Origin of the sequence: Reinekea marinisedimentorum, from assembly GCF_004341165.1 — a bacterium.
GTDB classification, from domain to species: Bacteria; Pseudomonadota; Gammaproteobacteria; order Pseudomonadales; family Natronospirillaceae; genus Reinekea; species Reinekea marinisedimentorum.
In genome coordinates this window covers 39,200-53,922 of record NZ_SLZR01000014.1, presented here as the reverse complement: position 1 = coordinate 53,922, position 14,723 = coordinate 39,200, and the positions used below count along the sequence as shown (strand labels likewise).

Sequence of the window (14,723 nt, the reverse complement as noted above, 5' to 3'; positions counted from 1 at the left end):
GTCGTTCCGGGCTGCGCTGCCTTTGAAACTCAGTATCAATTTTATTTAAGTGGCCATGGCCCGCTGTGTTGACGCCTTAGTCATTCTCCCGTTTTCCTTGAACCGGCCGGAAGCCCTGTGTTTTCGGTGCCTTTGCCTGCCCGCGTAGCTACCACAAGGCTATTCCGCTGGTGGTTGGCGGTAGCTGGCCCTGGGTTGTGTGTGCCTTGTTGGTCTGCTGCTTCGCTTCCGTGCACTCCTTAAAATAATGCTTATTGATACCTACCCTAAAAATTATCAATTTTTTTTATTTTTGTCGGGGCGCTAAGGTTAGTTGGCGCTACGGCGTTACACCGAATTATTTTAAGGAGAAACCTATGCTGTTACCCCAGTCTCAGGGTGAGGCAACTGTTACCAATAACGGGAGCGTGCTATGAACAGTGCACAGCCTACAGTTGTCAGACGCTTTACTGGCATGCCACCCGTTGAAGTGCCTAAGCCTGTTAAGAAGTCTCTTACTGAAGAGGCGGGCGACTACGGTAAAGCCAAAGCTGAAAAATCGTTTGCTCAGTCTTTTGGTCTGGCTGTATTTGCCGGTGCTTTTATCGCGATCGCCTTTGTCTTTTATATCACCGTTACCACGGGTGCCGGACACGAAGCCTCTTGGGGGCTGGTACGCCTGACCGGCGGTATTGCATTCAGCCTGGGGCTTATCCTGGTGGTCATTGCCGGTGGCGAGCTGTTTACCAGTACCGTTTTAACCTCCATTGCCTGGGCGCAGCAGCGCATCAGCACCGGGCAGATGCTGGGCTGCTGGGCTCGAGTCTATGCAGGTAACTTTGTTGGCGCCATGCTCATGCTGGCCCTGGTTACCGGGGGCAAAATGTTTGACCTGGACGCCGGTGCCTGGGGCCTGAACGCCATACACATCGCTCACCACAAGCTGCAACACACCTGGCTGCAGGCATTCTCACTGGGCATTTTATGTAACCTAATGGTCTGCCTGGGCGTATGGATGACCTTTGCCACCAAAGACGTCATGGCGAAAACCTTCCTGCTTATTCTGCCGGTGGCGATGTTTGTTTCCAGTGGCTTTGAACACAGCATCGCCAACATGTTTATGGTGCCGCTTGGTTTGAGCATCAAAGCGCTGGCAAGCCCTGAGTTCTTTACGAGCCTCGGTTCATCGGCTCATGAATTTGCAGACTTAACCATCGCTAACTTTATCAGCAAGAACCTGATCCCCGTGACGCTGGGCAACATTGTGGGTGGCGGCTTGTTTGTCGGCATCGGCTACTGGCTGGTCGATAAAAAACCGGCGGCGGCCGCACCGGTCGCAGTGGCCCCGGTCACAACCCATACCTCAGCACTAAAACTCGTTTCTAACCAACCCATTACCGCACAACCGACCAATACTGAAATTTCCGGAGAGAAAAAAATTATGAATACTGCAATGAAGAAAGCTACCGTACGAGACCTGATGATTGCCAACGCGATTGTTCTGAGCCCAGATATGACACTGGTGGAAACACTGCGCATCATGGCAGAGCAGGATGTTCGAGTGTTACCGGTTGCCGATACCCAACAGCGCCTGCTGGGTGTGGTTTCTGAGCACGATGTACTGCGCTACCTGTGGTCTGAAGAGTTCTCTGCAGCATCAGACTGGCGCATTCGCGATATCATGCAAACAGATGTGTTAACTGTTGAACCGGGAAATTCCATTGTTGACCTGATTGAATTCATGACCGTTGACCGTGAAAAGCTGTTCCCGGTAAATGATTCCGGCTTTATCACCGCTAATGTCTATCAAAGCTATGAAGAGCGTCTGAAAACTGCACGCGCTCAGCGTCCGAGTGTATATCCGGTGGTTCATCAGGATACGCTGTGTGGTGTCATCCGCCGCATCGATATCATTAAGCACCTAGCTTCCGTGGTTACTGAAGAAGGCTCAGAGCCGGCGGCGGTGCGTCGGGTCAGCTCGGAGCTGAGCAAAGCCTGATAGCATCAAGTTAATTGAATCTAAAAGGGTCTGCAGTGCAGGCCCTTTTTTTTGGCCGATGGAACGGCAGGGTTTTTACCGGAGGTAACCCGGATCACACCGGGCATTAGCGGCGTGCTATTTCTTAACCGCAGGTATCTTATTGGCAACCTGGTTCTTTTCACGCTCACGCCGTTTAGCCATGCGGTGCGCCTCCGAAAGAACGCAATCCCGCAGTGGGTTCTCCACCTCATCGTTGCGCCAGATAAACGACAATGACCGCTCCATATTCAGCTGCGGTGTATGCAGAATCACCAGCTTGCCCTTTTCAACATCGCATTCTACATCCAGATAGGGCAGGCAGGTCAGGTAGGGGCCTTTGATGGCCATTGCCTTAAGAATGGCAACCTGCTCAAACTCCTTCCAAACGTCGATGTGGTCGATCAGACCATGAATCGCGCTGTTGAAGATACGGCGGGTACCGGCACCGCTTTCCCGCAACACCCATTTGGCCTGTTCCAGCTGTGCCAGGCTGACATCGGCATGGCGGGCAAACGGATGGGTTGGTGCGGCAACAATGACCAGATAATCGTCGATCCAGCGCTCCTGATGAACGCGGGAGTCATCGCAGCGACCTTCAATAATACCCAGCTGATATTCATAATTGATGACACCTTCAATAATGCTGTTGGTGTTACGGACATTTAAATCTATTCGCAGCTGTGGAAAGTCAGTATCAATTTTAGTGATCAGGTCGGGCAGCAGGTGTTGACCGGCTGTCTGGCTGGAGCCAATCTGAAAACGACCGCTGATGATATGATGATCATGCAGGCCGAGCTCAATCTGCTGGGCGTCCTGTAGTAGCCGTCTGGCACGGGGTCTGAGCCATTCACCCCAGTGACTGAGTACCAGCCGGTTACCCTGGCGGATAAACAGTGGCCGTCCAAGCAGGCTTTCCAGCTGCGAAAGTGACATGCTCACCGCTGACTGAGTAAGCGATAGTTTTCGCGCTGCGCCGCTGACACTTTCCAGGCTGGCCACAGCATCGAATACCGAAAGCTGTTTAAGTGAATACTTCATCATGATGGGTACCGCTAAGATCAGTTTGTTAGTTTGATTTTTATTATAGTATCAATTTTTCTGATATCTATGATTTTGAACAACTTTGTCCAAACGTGTTGTCGGGTAACTCACTGCCGAATGCTTTGCATCAATGTCGCTCAGTTTGAGCTGTTACTTGCAAGTGGCGGTGTTGGCGCAGTAGGGGGGGCAGATAGCCGGTTTCCAGCACCGGTACAGCCAGGCTGTGCGCAGTCATCCTGAAACGGGTGCATTCAGTAGAGGCGGCTTAAAAAAATTAGCAGCAGGGGTGTGGGCAGTTTCAGCTGGCGTCATGTGTTTCGTGTCGTGAACTTGATCATGGCGCTGCTGCCAGTGGGGGTAGGTATTCTCTATGTGGGCCGGCCGGGTCAGCGCCGGCCGTCTTTCTAACAACGTTTTTAAAGGTGTTATCAACGATCGGCAAGCGGATCGCTGACCTTACTCAGTGACAAAGCACTCTTCGTAGCTGGTGCATTCATTACAGGTCGGGGCCATGCAAACATAGTCGCCTTCGCCCTTGCACAACTGCAGGTAAAAGAAGCGCTTCCAGCGCATGTTGTCTGTGTTCATGGCTGTGAGCGTCGGGAAGTTGTGCGTCAGCCACATTTTTAGCTCTTCACGCGAATCCAAACCCAATGTCTTCCACAGGTGTGCCGGGTTTAAGCAGGCTGTAGCCACGACTACGGCTGCCTGGGTTGCATAGGGCGACAGGTCGTTAGCGTGTTGGATCAGCAATTCGACCAGTGAGTTTCGTTCGGCCATTCGCAGGTTTATCAGATTGTTAAGGATTTCAGAGCGCTGCTTCTGTGACATTGACATTCGGTTTTGCCAGCGGTCATCCATTAGCGTCAGTGGTTCAATATCCACCGCCTGCAGCAGTTCCAGATAAACCGCTCTATCGAGCCCCAAGCCGTATGGCAGGTTGGCCAGGCCGCGCAGCTGGGCGCGTATCACCTTGGCAAAGCAGGCGCGGTTTTCCGATGTCATCGCGCTGATCTTTTTCCTGGGCAGGTTGTCTGCACCCAGTGAGTGCAGAAATTGTTCGCAATGGCTAAGCGTTACTGAATAGGCAGTCATGCAATTTCCCCTTTTAAAGCAAGTATGCGCTCCTGATTAAAGGTGACAGGCGCGAGCGAGCCGGTTGGGTTAAGTGAAATGCCGTTAGCATCAAGAATGGCGTTTTCGACCGGGCAGATGCTTGCGCACTGCGGTGTGCCGGTCGCTTCTGAACATTCATTACAGCGGTGCTCGACGATGGTGAATTGATTGTCGCTGACCCGAATGGCGTTTTCCGGGCAGACCAGCTTGCAGGCGCTACAGGAAATGCACAGGCTGGTAATTGAAAGAGCCATCAGCAAGCCTCCTTGTTGACAGAACCCGAGCAACTGCTGCTGGCTTTGGGTGCAAGAACCTTCAGCGTATCGGTGACGTTCATCATGGCGAATTCAACGCTGGGTGTAATGCCGGCATTTTCCAGAGATTGCCACGGGTCCATACCAATGCGTGCACACAATACCTGCTGGCAATCGTGCAATGCTTTGATGTGTCCGGCCAGTGGCTGGTCATCGCAATGTTCCATGCCGCTGCAGTATTTTTCGACCTGGCGTGTCTCTACCAGCGCCAGGCTGCTTTCGGATACATCAAAAATTCTGAATTCGCTGGCGTGACCAAAGTGGGTATCAATCAGTTCTCCGGTGGAGCTGGCAACTGCGATGCGCACGGTGGCGACTGAGGAATCCAGTTCTTTCGAGGCGCAGCTCTGATCGCTGTCGAGCTTGCCTACAGCATCGGCACGACACTGCTGACAGTGCGTCATTTGCTGCATATCCATACCGGCAACCTTGCGCGCGGCCTCAAGCTGTTCTTTATCCGGGCCGGGAATATGGTTCAGGCCGAAGAAGGTGCCGTGTGCAGGGTCAGAAATTAATGGCATCACGTTGTGCAGCAATGCTCCGCGTGATTGAATTTCTTTGGCCAGAGCAGAAAGACTTTCGCCGTCGTTAATGCCCGGCACCAGTACGGTATTCACCTTCACCAGAATGCCCGCCTCGCTGGCCAGTTTTAACCCCTTCATCTGCTGTTCAATCAGTGCCTCGGCAGCTTCGATACCGCGCAGACGCTGGTTATTAAAGTAGGCCCAGGAATAAAGCTCGCTGGCTGTTTTCGCACTGAGCGAGTTAATGGTGATGGTCAGGTGGTGCACACCAACACCGGCAAGTGCGTCTACCTGTTCCGGTAAATTTAAACCGTTTGTGGAAACGCACAGATGAACATCGTCATCGATCTCGGCAACACCCTTTAAGGTTGCCAGCGTGGCATTGGGGTTGGCTAATGGATCACCGGGGCCGGCAATGCCGACAACTTTTAACTCCGGCATGCGTTTTTTCACAGCCTGAAAACGATGAACTGCTTCGGCCGGAGAAAGTAATTTGGATACAACGCCCGGACGCGTTTCATTGCTGCAGTCGAATTTGCGGTTGCAGTAATTACATTGAATGTTACAGGCGGGCGCGACCGGTAAATGGATGCGTGCATACTTGTGTGCATCTTTTGAATAGCAGGGGTGTGTCTGAACCCGTTGGTCCTTCATACGCATTTCGGAATGCTTACGTGCTAAGTCATTATTCATTGGTCGTCCCGAATGTTCTGTAGTCTCAGGGTTCTATTGCACACCGCGAGCCAGTTTTAAGGCTACGAAATACGGGGCCTGCAGCGCAGCAAGCCGGTTTATTGTTGTAACCTTCGACGATTGTTGTTGGCTTTATGACAAACAAATGAAGTAAGTTTTTGATTACCCGAAAGGCTTTTAAATTTAAATCAATGCTAAAAAAACTGATCATGAAACGAAAAAAAAGAATGCCAGTAAATGACATTCTTTTAATTTTTCAGTGCCGATTTTTTTAACGTCGTAAATCGTGAGCTTAATTTAACTTCTTCAAGGTTTCATTGGTTTAAATCTGCTTCATTCGAATGTTCATCGTTTGAATCCGGTAAGCAATTTGCCGGGGTGTCATGTTAAGAATACGCGCGGCCTTGGCCTGCACCCAACCGGCCTGTTCCAGTGCGGCGATCACCCGCTCGCGATCTGACATATCCGTACTGATTGCCGTTGTGTTGGCCGGTGGCACCACCGTCGCGGGCGCAGGTGAGACCGCCGATGGGGTCGCAATCGGCCTTGGTGCTGATTGCGGCATAGAAATGCCATCAAGAATAATTAAATCCTGATCGATAATGCCATCACTACTCATAACCGAGGCGCGCTCCAGCAGGTTTTCCAGCTGGCGAATATTTCCTGGCCAGTCAAAATTCATCATGTGACGAATAGCGCTGTCGGTAATGCTCAGCTTGCGGCTTTGCTGCTTGGAAATTTTACCCAGCAGAAAATCGGTCAGCTCAGGCAGGTCTTCAATGCGCTCGCGCAACGGCGCCGGAAAGATAGGCATCACGTTTAAGCGGTAGTAAAGGTCTTCACGGAAACGACCTTGCTGCACTTCATCTTCCAGGTTGCGGTTGGTCGCGGCAATAATCCGTACATCGACCGTTTGAGTGCGGGTTCCGCCAACACGTTCAAACTCGCCTTCCTGCAGCACCCGCAGTAGCTTGGCCTGAAACGCAGGCGAAATCTCACCAATTTCATCCAGAAACAGCGTGCCACCATCGGCCTGTTCGAAGCGGCCTTTACGCTGCTTGATGGCACCGGTAAAGGCGCCTTTTTCGTGACCGAACAGCTCCGATTCCAGCAGGTTATCCGGCAGCGCTGCGCAGTTTAGCTTGACGCACGGGCTGGAAGCTCTGGGTGAATTATAGTGAATGGCGTTGGCGATCAGCTCTTTACCGGTGCCTGATTCGCCACGAATCAATACGGTACTGCTCCACTTGGAAACCATGCGGATCTGCTCGAATACGCGTTGCATGGCCGGTGAATGACCGACCATATTGTCCAGCCCGTAATTGCTGCGCACCTTACGCTGCAAGCGGTCGCGTTCCTGCTGCAGGTTTTCTGTCTGCTCGCTGATGTTGCGCGCCAGCATTACCGAGCGGCCAATCAGGTTGGCGCACATTTCCATAAAGCGATTGAATTGCGCCAACAGCTCCGGCTTTGCTATCGCCGGTTGCGCAGCCAGCACACCCAGTACGCCATCGCTGCCATTCTTGACCGGTACGGCGATGAAGGGCTTGCCCCAGTCGTACAGGTCTAGCTTATCGGCAAAGCGGAAGTCCTCCGAGATCATCGGGATCACAATGGATTGCCCCTCGCTCAACACCATTCCGACAACACCTTCGCCGGCTTTGTAGGCAACCTTGGGGGATTTATCGTTGCCGGAGTTGTTATGCACGCTGTCGACTTCCAGCTGCTCACCGCTTTCATCAAGAATGGTGAGCATCGGGTACTCGAGCATGGCCTGGTCGTGCAGCACCTTGAGTATTGAGCGCGTTGCCTGAGAGTAATCCAGGCTATTGCTCAAAATACTGCTGACTTCATAAAGTGCAGAAAGCTGTTGCTGAGCCATCGTTTCATGACGGTAGTCCTGCGTTGTCATTTATTATGCCTCCTGCCTTTTTGGCAAGCTCATGTGGGCACAGCTACCCCCCAGTGAGCTTTCAGTGAAGTGGACGGTTCCGCAGTGCTCGTTCATCACCTGCTGCACAATACTCAGGCCTATGCCACGAGAACCCTCTGACGAAATAGGTTTGGTTGTATAAAAAGGCTGAAACACCTTTATTGCCTCCGACTTTTTAATACCCGGACCGGAGTCTTCAATTTTCAGAACGATCTCGCTTTCTGCCTGACCGGTGGATATCAGAATTTCACGGGTGCTGCTTTTGGAGTAATCGATGGCATCAATCGCGTTATCGAGCAACTGTTTAATCGCCACCCGCAGGCGCGAAGGTTGGGCGGTAATCGATGGCAGGGTGGTAACGAGTGACAGTCGTAAATCGATGGAGCGCTTCAGCAGCCTTTCATTGCTCATCTCTGCTATTTCGTGCACCAATTGATTCAGATTGACTGACTGGCGCGCTTCGTAGGGCCGCTCCGGTAAGGCATCGCGCAGCTGCTGTACTGCTTTTTTACCGGCTTCCAGCGCCATGTTCATGGGCGGCAGGCCAGAGTTGGTGGAGCTGTTGTTCTTCAGCAGGCCAATGGCCGATTCGATCATGTTGACTGGCTCCTGTAACTGGTGAAGCACGGCATGCATGGTTTCCTGCATGGCGTGCATCATTTCAGATTCAACGGTTGAACGTTGTAATTCTGCCAGCCGCTGTTGCTCCAGGCGTTTCTGTTCACGCGTAATATCGGTCAGTGACAACACAATGTGCGGGTTCTTGACCGGCGCAAAGAAGTTATCGATGTTCTCTTCTTTCATCTCCAGGCCGGAAATTCGACACACAAAGAATCGCTTTTGGCCGAAGTGATCGAAATCGATCAGAATGCTTTTATTCAACAGGCTTTCCGCTTGTACCGTGTGAATAGAGCTGATTTCGCACTGTTCTTTAATCTTCTGAACGGCCAGTATGGCCGGCGATTTCTGCAAATCACCCTCCAGCATCTGATAAGCGCGGTTATGAAGCATAACTTCATCGCGAGTATTCAGCAGCGCAACGGCGGTGGGTACGCTGTTCAGCACTGAGCTGACCAGTTGCTCACTGTTATTCTGTGCTGTTTCCAGTGCATGCCGGTTACTGATGTCGCGATGGACACCAAGATAGTATTTGCCACTGGTGTCGCTGCCTTGTAAGGGGGAGATTTGTACTTCGGCTAAATAGCTTTCACCGCTTTTTCTTTTATTAAGCAGCTGACCAGACCAGGGCTTGCCACGGGTGATGGTACTCCATAACTCTTCATACACCATTTGTGGTGTCATTCGATAACTTATGATGGCGTGGTTCTGGCCGATCAGCTCTTTGGTGGAGTAGCCGGTAATTTTAGTGAAGTAATCATTTACATAGAGGATTGTCCCGGTGTTGTCGGTAATCGAAACTGCCATAGGAACCGAGTTAACGATTTGCTTAACTTGCTCCAGCGAAAACAAACCATGGGCTTTATCTGCCGCCATTGTTTCCAGTTGAGTTTTTGCTTCTTGAAAAAGATCGATCATTTTTGCCCCTGTTTAATAGGAAAAGCGCTGCTTGTCTTTTCGATGCCTGATCAGTCGGGCTGGAACATAAGCGGTGCTTTTTGACAATCATGTATTTGCAATATGTATTCCCGAAACCGAAGCATCATTTTTAGCGCCGATTGTTTGTTTGATTTGTGACAATTTAAAACAAAGCTTTTGAGATTGTTTGCTCAGTTTGTGCGGCAGGTTTAGCTCTATGGGGCGCGTGGTCGCTTTAGATGCGCACCGTTAAAGGGAGGTTGCACTATTTTGTGTCTTTTCTGGTGCACTGGCATGACGGATGCAATAACCGCTTTAGTTACAAGGCGGAGTTGCAAGAAATGATTGAGCATTTACTCATTATTATTAGTACAGCTGTTGTGAATAACGTTGTATTGGCAAAGTTTTTAGGCTTGTGCCCCTTCATGGGGGTGTCAAATAAAATAGACAGTGCGCTGGGGATGGGCATCGCCACAACCTTCGTACTTTGCCTGGCAGCGGTATCTGCCTGGGTTGTTGAGCGGGTCATTCTGGTGCCGCTGAACCTGGGCATGATGCGCATTCTGACGTTCATTTTAGTCATTGCTGCTGTGGTGCAGTTTACGGAAATGCTTATTCAAAAAATGTCGCCGGTGCTGTATCAGTCGTTGGGTATCTTCCTGCCATTAATTACCACCAACTGCGCGGTATTGGGTGTGGCCCTGCTGGTTATTCAGAACCAGATGAGCTTCAGCCAAACACTTTTCTATGCCTTCGGCTCTGCGCTTGGTTTCACCCTGGTTATCGTTTTGTTTGCCGGTTTGCGTCAGCGTCTCAAGTTGGCCAAGGTGCCGGAATCGTTTGAAGGTGCACCGATTGCCTTTCTAACTGCGGGTCTAATGTCCATGGCGTTTATGGGCTTTGCCGGCATCGTCGCCTGAGGAGAACAGCATGCAGATGATTATTTCAGTTTTCGTTTTTCTTTTATTGGGCGGCTCGCTCGGCTGCATTCTTGGCTGGGCACAAAAGGCATTAAAGGTAGAGGGCGATTCCCGCGTGGATGACCTTGAAGCCATGTTGCCCGGTGGTCAGTGTGGTCAGTGTGGTGAAGCGGGTTGTCGTCAGGCTGCTGAAAAAATGGTGAAGGGTGAGCTTGCTCCCAATTGCTGTCCTCCGGGTGGTAAGGCACTGGCCGGTTCTATGGCGGCGTTTCTGGGTGTGGAGCTTTCCGATGAGGGTGAAGACATTCCGGTTCGCGCATTCATTAATGAAGATGAATGTTCCGGTTGTGGCCGCTGCTTTAAGGCATGCCCGTTTGACGCCATCGTCGGTGCCAGCCGGCAGATGCACACCGTTATGAGTTCTGTTTGCACCGGTTGCCGGCTTTGTGAAAAAGCCTGCTCGCAGGGTTGCCTGGAAATGGTGCCGGTACTTGATCAGATAAATACCTGGCAGTGGCCAAAACCTCAGGTAGCGTAGGAGATATTCATGCAAACGCTTTTCGCTAAGCCCTTTCGTGGCGGTATTCACCCCACCGGGCACAAAGAACGCACAGAACAAAGCCAGATTGAAAAACTGCCAACGCCGAAACGAATTTTTCTTGGCCTGCAGCAGCGCAACGGCACCCTGCTGACGCCGCTGGTGAAGGTTGGCGATTATGTCGGCAAAGGTCAGCTGGTTGCCAAAGGTGCCAGCGATATGGCAGTACCGCTGCATTCGCCGGTTAACGGCACCGTGGTGGAAATTCGTGACTATGTCAGTGCACATCCCTCCGGTATTAAGATTAAAACGCTGATTATCAAGAGCAGTGAAGACAATAGCTGGTCTGAAAACTACCCGCCGATCAACCCGGATACCCTGAGTCAGGATGAAATGATTCAACGTATTCTCGATGCCGGCATTGTAGGCCTCGGTGGTGCGGGCTTCCCGTCTGGTGTGAAGCTGCGCCTGGCCAAGCAGAAGGGCGTGCACACACTGCTGATCAACGGTGGTGAGTGTGAGCCGTACCTGACCTGTGATGACCGCCTGATGCAGGAGCATGCCTCCGAGGTCGTCGCCGGCATTGAACTGATGGTGCGTGCTATCGGCGCCAAAGAAGCGCTGGTGGCGGTGGAAGATAACAAGCCCCGCAGTATTGAAGCCCTTAGCCATGCGGCTTCAGAAATTGAAAACATCTCTGTGAAGGTTGTTCCCAGCCTTTACCCGATGGGCAGTGAGCGCCACCTGATTAAAGCCGTGACTGGTAAAACGGTTGCACCCGGTGAGCTCAGTGTTGCGCTCGGTATTCTGGTGCACAACGTGGCAACGGCGCGCGCGGTCTATCATGCGCTGCGCTTCAACCGCCCATTAATTGAACGTGTTATTACCGTTTCTGGCGGTGGTATTGAGCAGCCGAAGAATCTGGTAGTGCCCATTGGTACACCGGTCAGTGATCTGCTGACAGCCTGTGGCGGCTTAACCATGAGTGCGCAGCGCCTGGTGGCGGGCGGCCCGATGATGGGGCAGGTTATTCCTTCACCCTATACCCCGGTTGATAAAAGCATTGGCGGTTTGTTAGCACTGAATGAACAGGAAGTGCGCGACGACCAGAGCCACGATTGCCTGCGCTGCGGTCGCTGTGTATCTGCCTGCCCGATGGGGCTGATGCCGTTCCAGATGGCCGCACACTCGCGGGTTTCTGACTACGAAGGCGCACAGGATTATGGCCTTAATAATTGTCTGTTGTGTGGCGCCTGTTCTTACGTTTGTCCGTCCCGTATCCCATTGGTTCAGCATTTTTCTCATGCCCGCGGGCAAATTAATGCCCAGCGCAGTATGGCGCAAAAGTCTGCACTGGCGCGCAAGTTAACCGATGCGCGTAAGCAGCGGCTGGATCGCGAAGCCGCCGCCAAACAGGCTGAAAAAGAAGCCAAGGCCGCGGCCCGCAAAAAGAAGGCTGCCGAGAAAAAAGCCAAACAAGCCGCCGCTAAAGCGGCAGCAGGGGAGTAAGCTCAATGAAGTATGAAATTGTATCCGGCCCACACACCCACGGCGGAGATTCCAGCTCGCTGATCATGTATCAGGTGGTGCTGGCACTGGTACCAGCAACCCTGTTTGGTATTTATCTGTTCGGTCTGTCGGCGCTGATGGTGCTGCTGACCGCCTGTGCTTCTGCTCTGATCACCGAGTGGTTGATGCTGTACTGGCGTGGTGCCAATCGCGCCAGCGTAATGGATGGCTCGGCATTGCTGACCGGCTGGTTGCTGGCCATGAGTTTACCGCCGGCAACCCCCTGGTGGGTGGTGGTGCTGGGTTCAGCCTTTGCTATCGCGATTGGCAAGCACGCCTACGGTGGCCTGGGTAACAACCTGTTCAACCCGGCTATGCTGGCGCGGGTGATGCTGCTGATCTGTTTCCCGGTCGAGCTGACTGACTGGCACGCGGTCACCCCGATTGCTCTGGGTGAGCACGGCATTGTGCTCAACAGCTATTGGCTGGGTGTTGATGCCATGACCGCCGCAACCCCGCTGTCACACGATGCATCGGCATTATCACCACTGGCACTGATGAGCGGCCAGCACGCCGGTAGTATGGGCGAGACCAGCTCTCTGCTCATCCTGCTGGGCGGTGTTTTTCTACTCTGGCGCAAGGTTATTAACGCTGTCATTCCAACAGCCTTACTTCTGGGTCTTGCGGTTCCGGCCTTTGTTTTACACCTGGTCAGCCCGGAGCATTTCCTTTCGGCGGGTACCCACCTGTTCAGCGGTGCGGCCTTTTTAGCTGCGTTCTTTATTGCCACCGATATGGTGACCTCACCGGCCAGCAGCAAAGGCCAGTGGGTCTATGGCGTTGGCTGTGGGGTGCTGATTTACCTGATCCGAACCTTTGGCAATTACCCTGAAGGTGCCGCCTTTGCCGTGCTGATTATGAACGCCACGACACCGATTATTGATCACTACCTGAGACCGGCCGTCTTTGGCGCCAAGCCGACATTCTTTAAGGAGGGCAAAGCATGAGCGTGTTGACGATGGATAAAGAAACCATTGCCTATCAGGGTGGTTTGTTGGGTGTTGTCGCTGCTGCCGCAGCCGGAATTCTGCTGCTGGTCAGCAGCCTGAGCAGCGATGCCATTGCTCTGCGCACCTATGAAGACAAAATGGCCGGCCTGAACCAGGTACTGCCGCCGGCGTTGTACCAGAACGACCTGCTCGCTACTGAGCGCAGCTGGGAGTTTGACGGTCAGGCGTTCCGCGTGTTTGTCGGGCTGAATGCCGAGAACCTGATTACCGGCTATGCCATTCAGAGCACGGCACAGGGTTATGCCGGTGATATCAATATGCTGGTGGGGATCGATGCCGAGCAGAATATTCTGGCGGTGCGGGTGCTGTCTCACAGTGAAACACCGGGTCTGGGCGATAAGATTGAGCGCTCCAAATCAACCTGGGTCGATGCCTTTGAAAGCCAATCGCTCAGCTCGCTTTCGCAGCCGCAATGGGCAGTGAAGAAGGATGGCGGTGAGTTTGATCAGTTTACCGGCGCTACCATTACGCCGCGTGCGGTGGTTGGCCAGGTGCATAAAACGCTTCAGGCCATGCAGCAGAAGCTGATTCCGGAGATTTCAAAAGAGGTAAGTCTTTATGAGTGAGTACAAGTCGATATTTGCAGATGGCTTGTGGCGCAACAACGTTGTGCTTGGCCAGAGCCTGGCGCTGTGCCCGCTGCTGGCGGTGACATCGAACGCAACCAATGGCCTGGGTCTGGGCTTGGCAACGCTGTTTGTTATGGTGTTTGCCAACCTGATTGCCTCTCTGATGAAAAATACCGTTACCCGCGCGATTCGCATACCGGTGAACATCCTGCTGATCGCCACACTGGTGACGGTTACCGATTTACTGCTCAATGCCTATCTGCACGATCTGCACAAAGTGCTGGGTCTGTTTATTCCGCTGATCGTGACCAACTGCGCCATTCTTGGCCGGGTAGAATCCTTTGCCAGCCGCAACAGCCTGGTGCCGGCTATGGCCGATGGTTTGGCGATGGGCCTGGGTTTTACCGTGGTTCTGACCGGAATGGGGGCGATCCGGGAAATTCTCGGCAGCGGTACCCTGTTTGCCAATGCCAGCCTGCTGTTGGGGCCTCACTTTGAATTCCTTGAGGTCACGGTTATACCCGACTACCGCGGCTTCCTGATACTGATTCTGCCGCCCGGTGGTTTTATGGTTTTGAGCTTTATTCTGGCAGCACAGAAGAAGATTCAGGCGGTGGCCAAACGCAGGGCTGAAAAACAAACCACAACCGGAGGTGAGCAATGCGCGTAAGTGTGGCCTATGCATTACCCGAGCAGCAGTGGTGGCTGGATGTTGATATTGCGGAGGGTACAACCGTGATGGCTGCTATTCACCAGAGTGGTCTGCTAGATTTAAACGCCGATATCAACCTGGAAAAACAGAAGGTCGGCATTTTTGGCCGTATGGTGAATCTGGAAACGCTACTCGCTGAGGGTGACCGCGTGGAGATTTACCGGCCAATCACCTGGACGCCGGATGATGAAGATGACGACGATGAAGATGACGACTGAATAGTCTCAGGTGTTCAATATTTTGAAAGCA

The 14,723-nt window shown here is 52.5% G+C and carries 14 protein-coding genes; 8 read left to right on the top strand and 6 right to left on the bottom strand.

Features of this window, described 5'->3' with window-relative positions; translation table 11 throughout:
• Positions 1 to 412 precede the first annotated feature (412 nt).
• Positions 413 to 1,978 (top strand): formate transporter FocA, encoded by a 1,566-nt coding sequence (focA, locus tag BCF53_RS14635; protein ID WP_132702672.1) that lies wholly within the window; start codon positions 413 to 415, stop codon positions 1,976 to 1,978.
• A gap of 117 nt (positions 1,979 to 2,095) precedes the next feature.
• Here focA and BCF53_RS14630 read toward each other — a convergent pair whose 3' ends face one another.
• From BCF53_RS14630 to nifL, 6 genes are all read right to left on the bottom strand, one after another.
• Positions 2,096 to 3,040, bottom strand: a complete 945-nt coding sequence (locus tag BCF53_RS14630; RefSeq protein WP_243645843.1) for a LysR substrate-binding domain-containing protein — start codon at positions 3,038 to 3,040, stop codon at positions 2,096 to 2,098.
• 456 nt (positions 3,041 to 3,496) lie between these two features.
• Complete coding sequence (locus tag BCF53_RS14625; protein ID WP_132702670.1) at positions 3,497 to 4,135, bottom strand: nitrogen fixation protein NifQ; 639 nt, start codon at positions 4,133 to 4,135, stop codon at positions 3,497 to 3,499.
• Positions 4,132 to 4,410 (bottom strand): 4Fe-4S binding protein, encoded by a 279-nt coding sequence (locus BCF53_RS14620; protein WP_132702668.1) that lies wholly within the window; start codon positions 4,408 to 4,410, stop codon positions 4,132 to 4,134. The genes BCF53_RS14625 and BCF53_RS14620 overlap by 4 nt, the downstream gene beginning before the upstream one ends.
• On the bottom strand, positions 4,410 to 5,687 hold the full coding sequence (gene nifB / locus BCF53_RS14615; RefSeq protein WP_132702666.1) for a nitrogenase cofactor biosynthesis protein NifB: 1,278 nt from the start codon (positions 5,685 to 5,687) through the stop codon (positions 4,410 to 4,412). The genes BCF53_RS14620 and nifB overlap by 1 nt, the downstream gene beginning before the upstream one ends.
• A gap of 322 nt (positions 5,688 to 6,009) precedes the next feature.
• A complete protein-coding gene (gene nifA, locus BCF53_RS14610; RefSeq protein ID WP_132702664.1) occupies positions 6,010 to 7,599 on the bottom strand; it encodes a nif-specific transcriptional activator NifA in 1,590 nt (529 codons plus the stop codon).
• A 3-nt stretch (positions 7,600 to 7,602) separates the two neighbouring features.
• The gene (gene nifL / locus BCF53_RS14605) at positions 7,603 to 9,156 is read right to left on the bottom strand and encodes a nitrogen fixation negative regulator NifL (RefSeq protein WP_132702662.1); all 1,554 of its coding nucleotides are present in this window, start codon (positions 9,154 to 9,156) and stop codon (positions 7,603 to 7,605) included.
• Positions 9,157 to 9,497: 341 nt separating this feature from the next.
• On the opposite strand from nifL, the gene rsxA reads away from it, so the two are divergent.
• From rsxA to BCF53_RS14570, 7 genes are read left to right on the top strand one after another with little or no spacing between them, the layout of a single operon-like run.
• The gene (gene rsxA / locus BCF53_RS14600; protein ID WP_132702660.1) at positions 9,498 to 10,076 is read left to right on the top strand and encodes an electron transport complex subunit RsxA; all 579 of its coding nucleotides are present in this window, start codon (positions 9,498 to 9,500) and stop codon (positions 10,074 to 10,076) included.
• A 16-nt stretch (positions 10,077 to 10,092) separates the two neighbouring features.
• Positions 10,093 to 10,614, top strand: coding sequence for an RnfABCDGE type electron transport complex subunit B (locus BCF53_RS14595; RefSeq protein ID WP_132702734.1), 522 nt, complete (start codon positions 10,093 to 10,095; stop codon positions 10,612 to 10,614).
• Between the two features lie 9 nt (positions 10,615 to 10,623).
• Complete coding sequence (rsxC, locus tag BCF53_RS14590; RefSeq protein WP_132702658.1) at positions 10,624 to 12,123, top strand: electron transport complex subunit RsxC; 1,500 nt, start codon at positions 10,624 to 10,626, stop codon at positions 12,121 to 12,123.
• A gap of 5 nt (positions 12,124 to 12,128) precedes the next feature.
• Positions 12,129 to 13,130: an RnfABCDGE type electron transport complex subunit D gene (locus BCF53_RS14585; RefSeq protein ID WP_132702656.1), complete on the top strand. Its 1,002-nt coding sequence runs from the start codon at positions 12,129 to 12,131 to the stop codon at positions 13,128 to 13,130.
• Positions 13,127 to 13,759, top strand: coding sequence for an electron transport complex subunit RsxG (rsxG, locus tag BCF53_RS14580; protein WP_132702654.1), 633 nt, complete (start codon positions 13,127 to 13,129; stop codon positions 13,757 to 13,759). The genes BCF53_RS14585 and rsxG overlap by 4 nt, the downstream gene beginning before the upstream one ends.
• Positions 13,752 to 14,432: an electron transport complex subunit E gene (locus BCF53_RS14575; RefSeq protein WP_132702652.1), complete on the top strand. Its 681-nt coding sequence runs from the start codon at positions 13,752 to 13,754 to the stop codon at positions 14,430 to 14,432. Before rsxG ends, BCF53_RS14575 begins: the two co-directional genes overlap by 8 nt.
• The gene (locus BCF53_RS14570; RefSeq protein ID WP_132702650.1) at positions 14,423 to 14,692 is read left to right on the top strand and encodes an RnfH family protein; all 270 of its coding nucleotides are present in this window, start codon (positions 14,423 to 14,425) and stop codon (positions 14,690 to 14,692) included. Before BCF53_RS14575 ends, BCF53_RS14570 begins: the two co-directional genes overlap by 10 nt.
• The last annotated feature ends 31 nt before the right edge of the window (positions 14,693 to 14,723 follow it).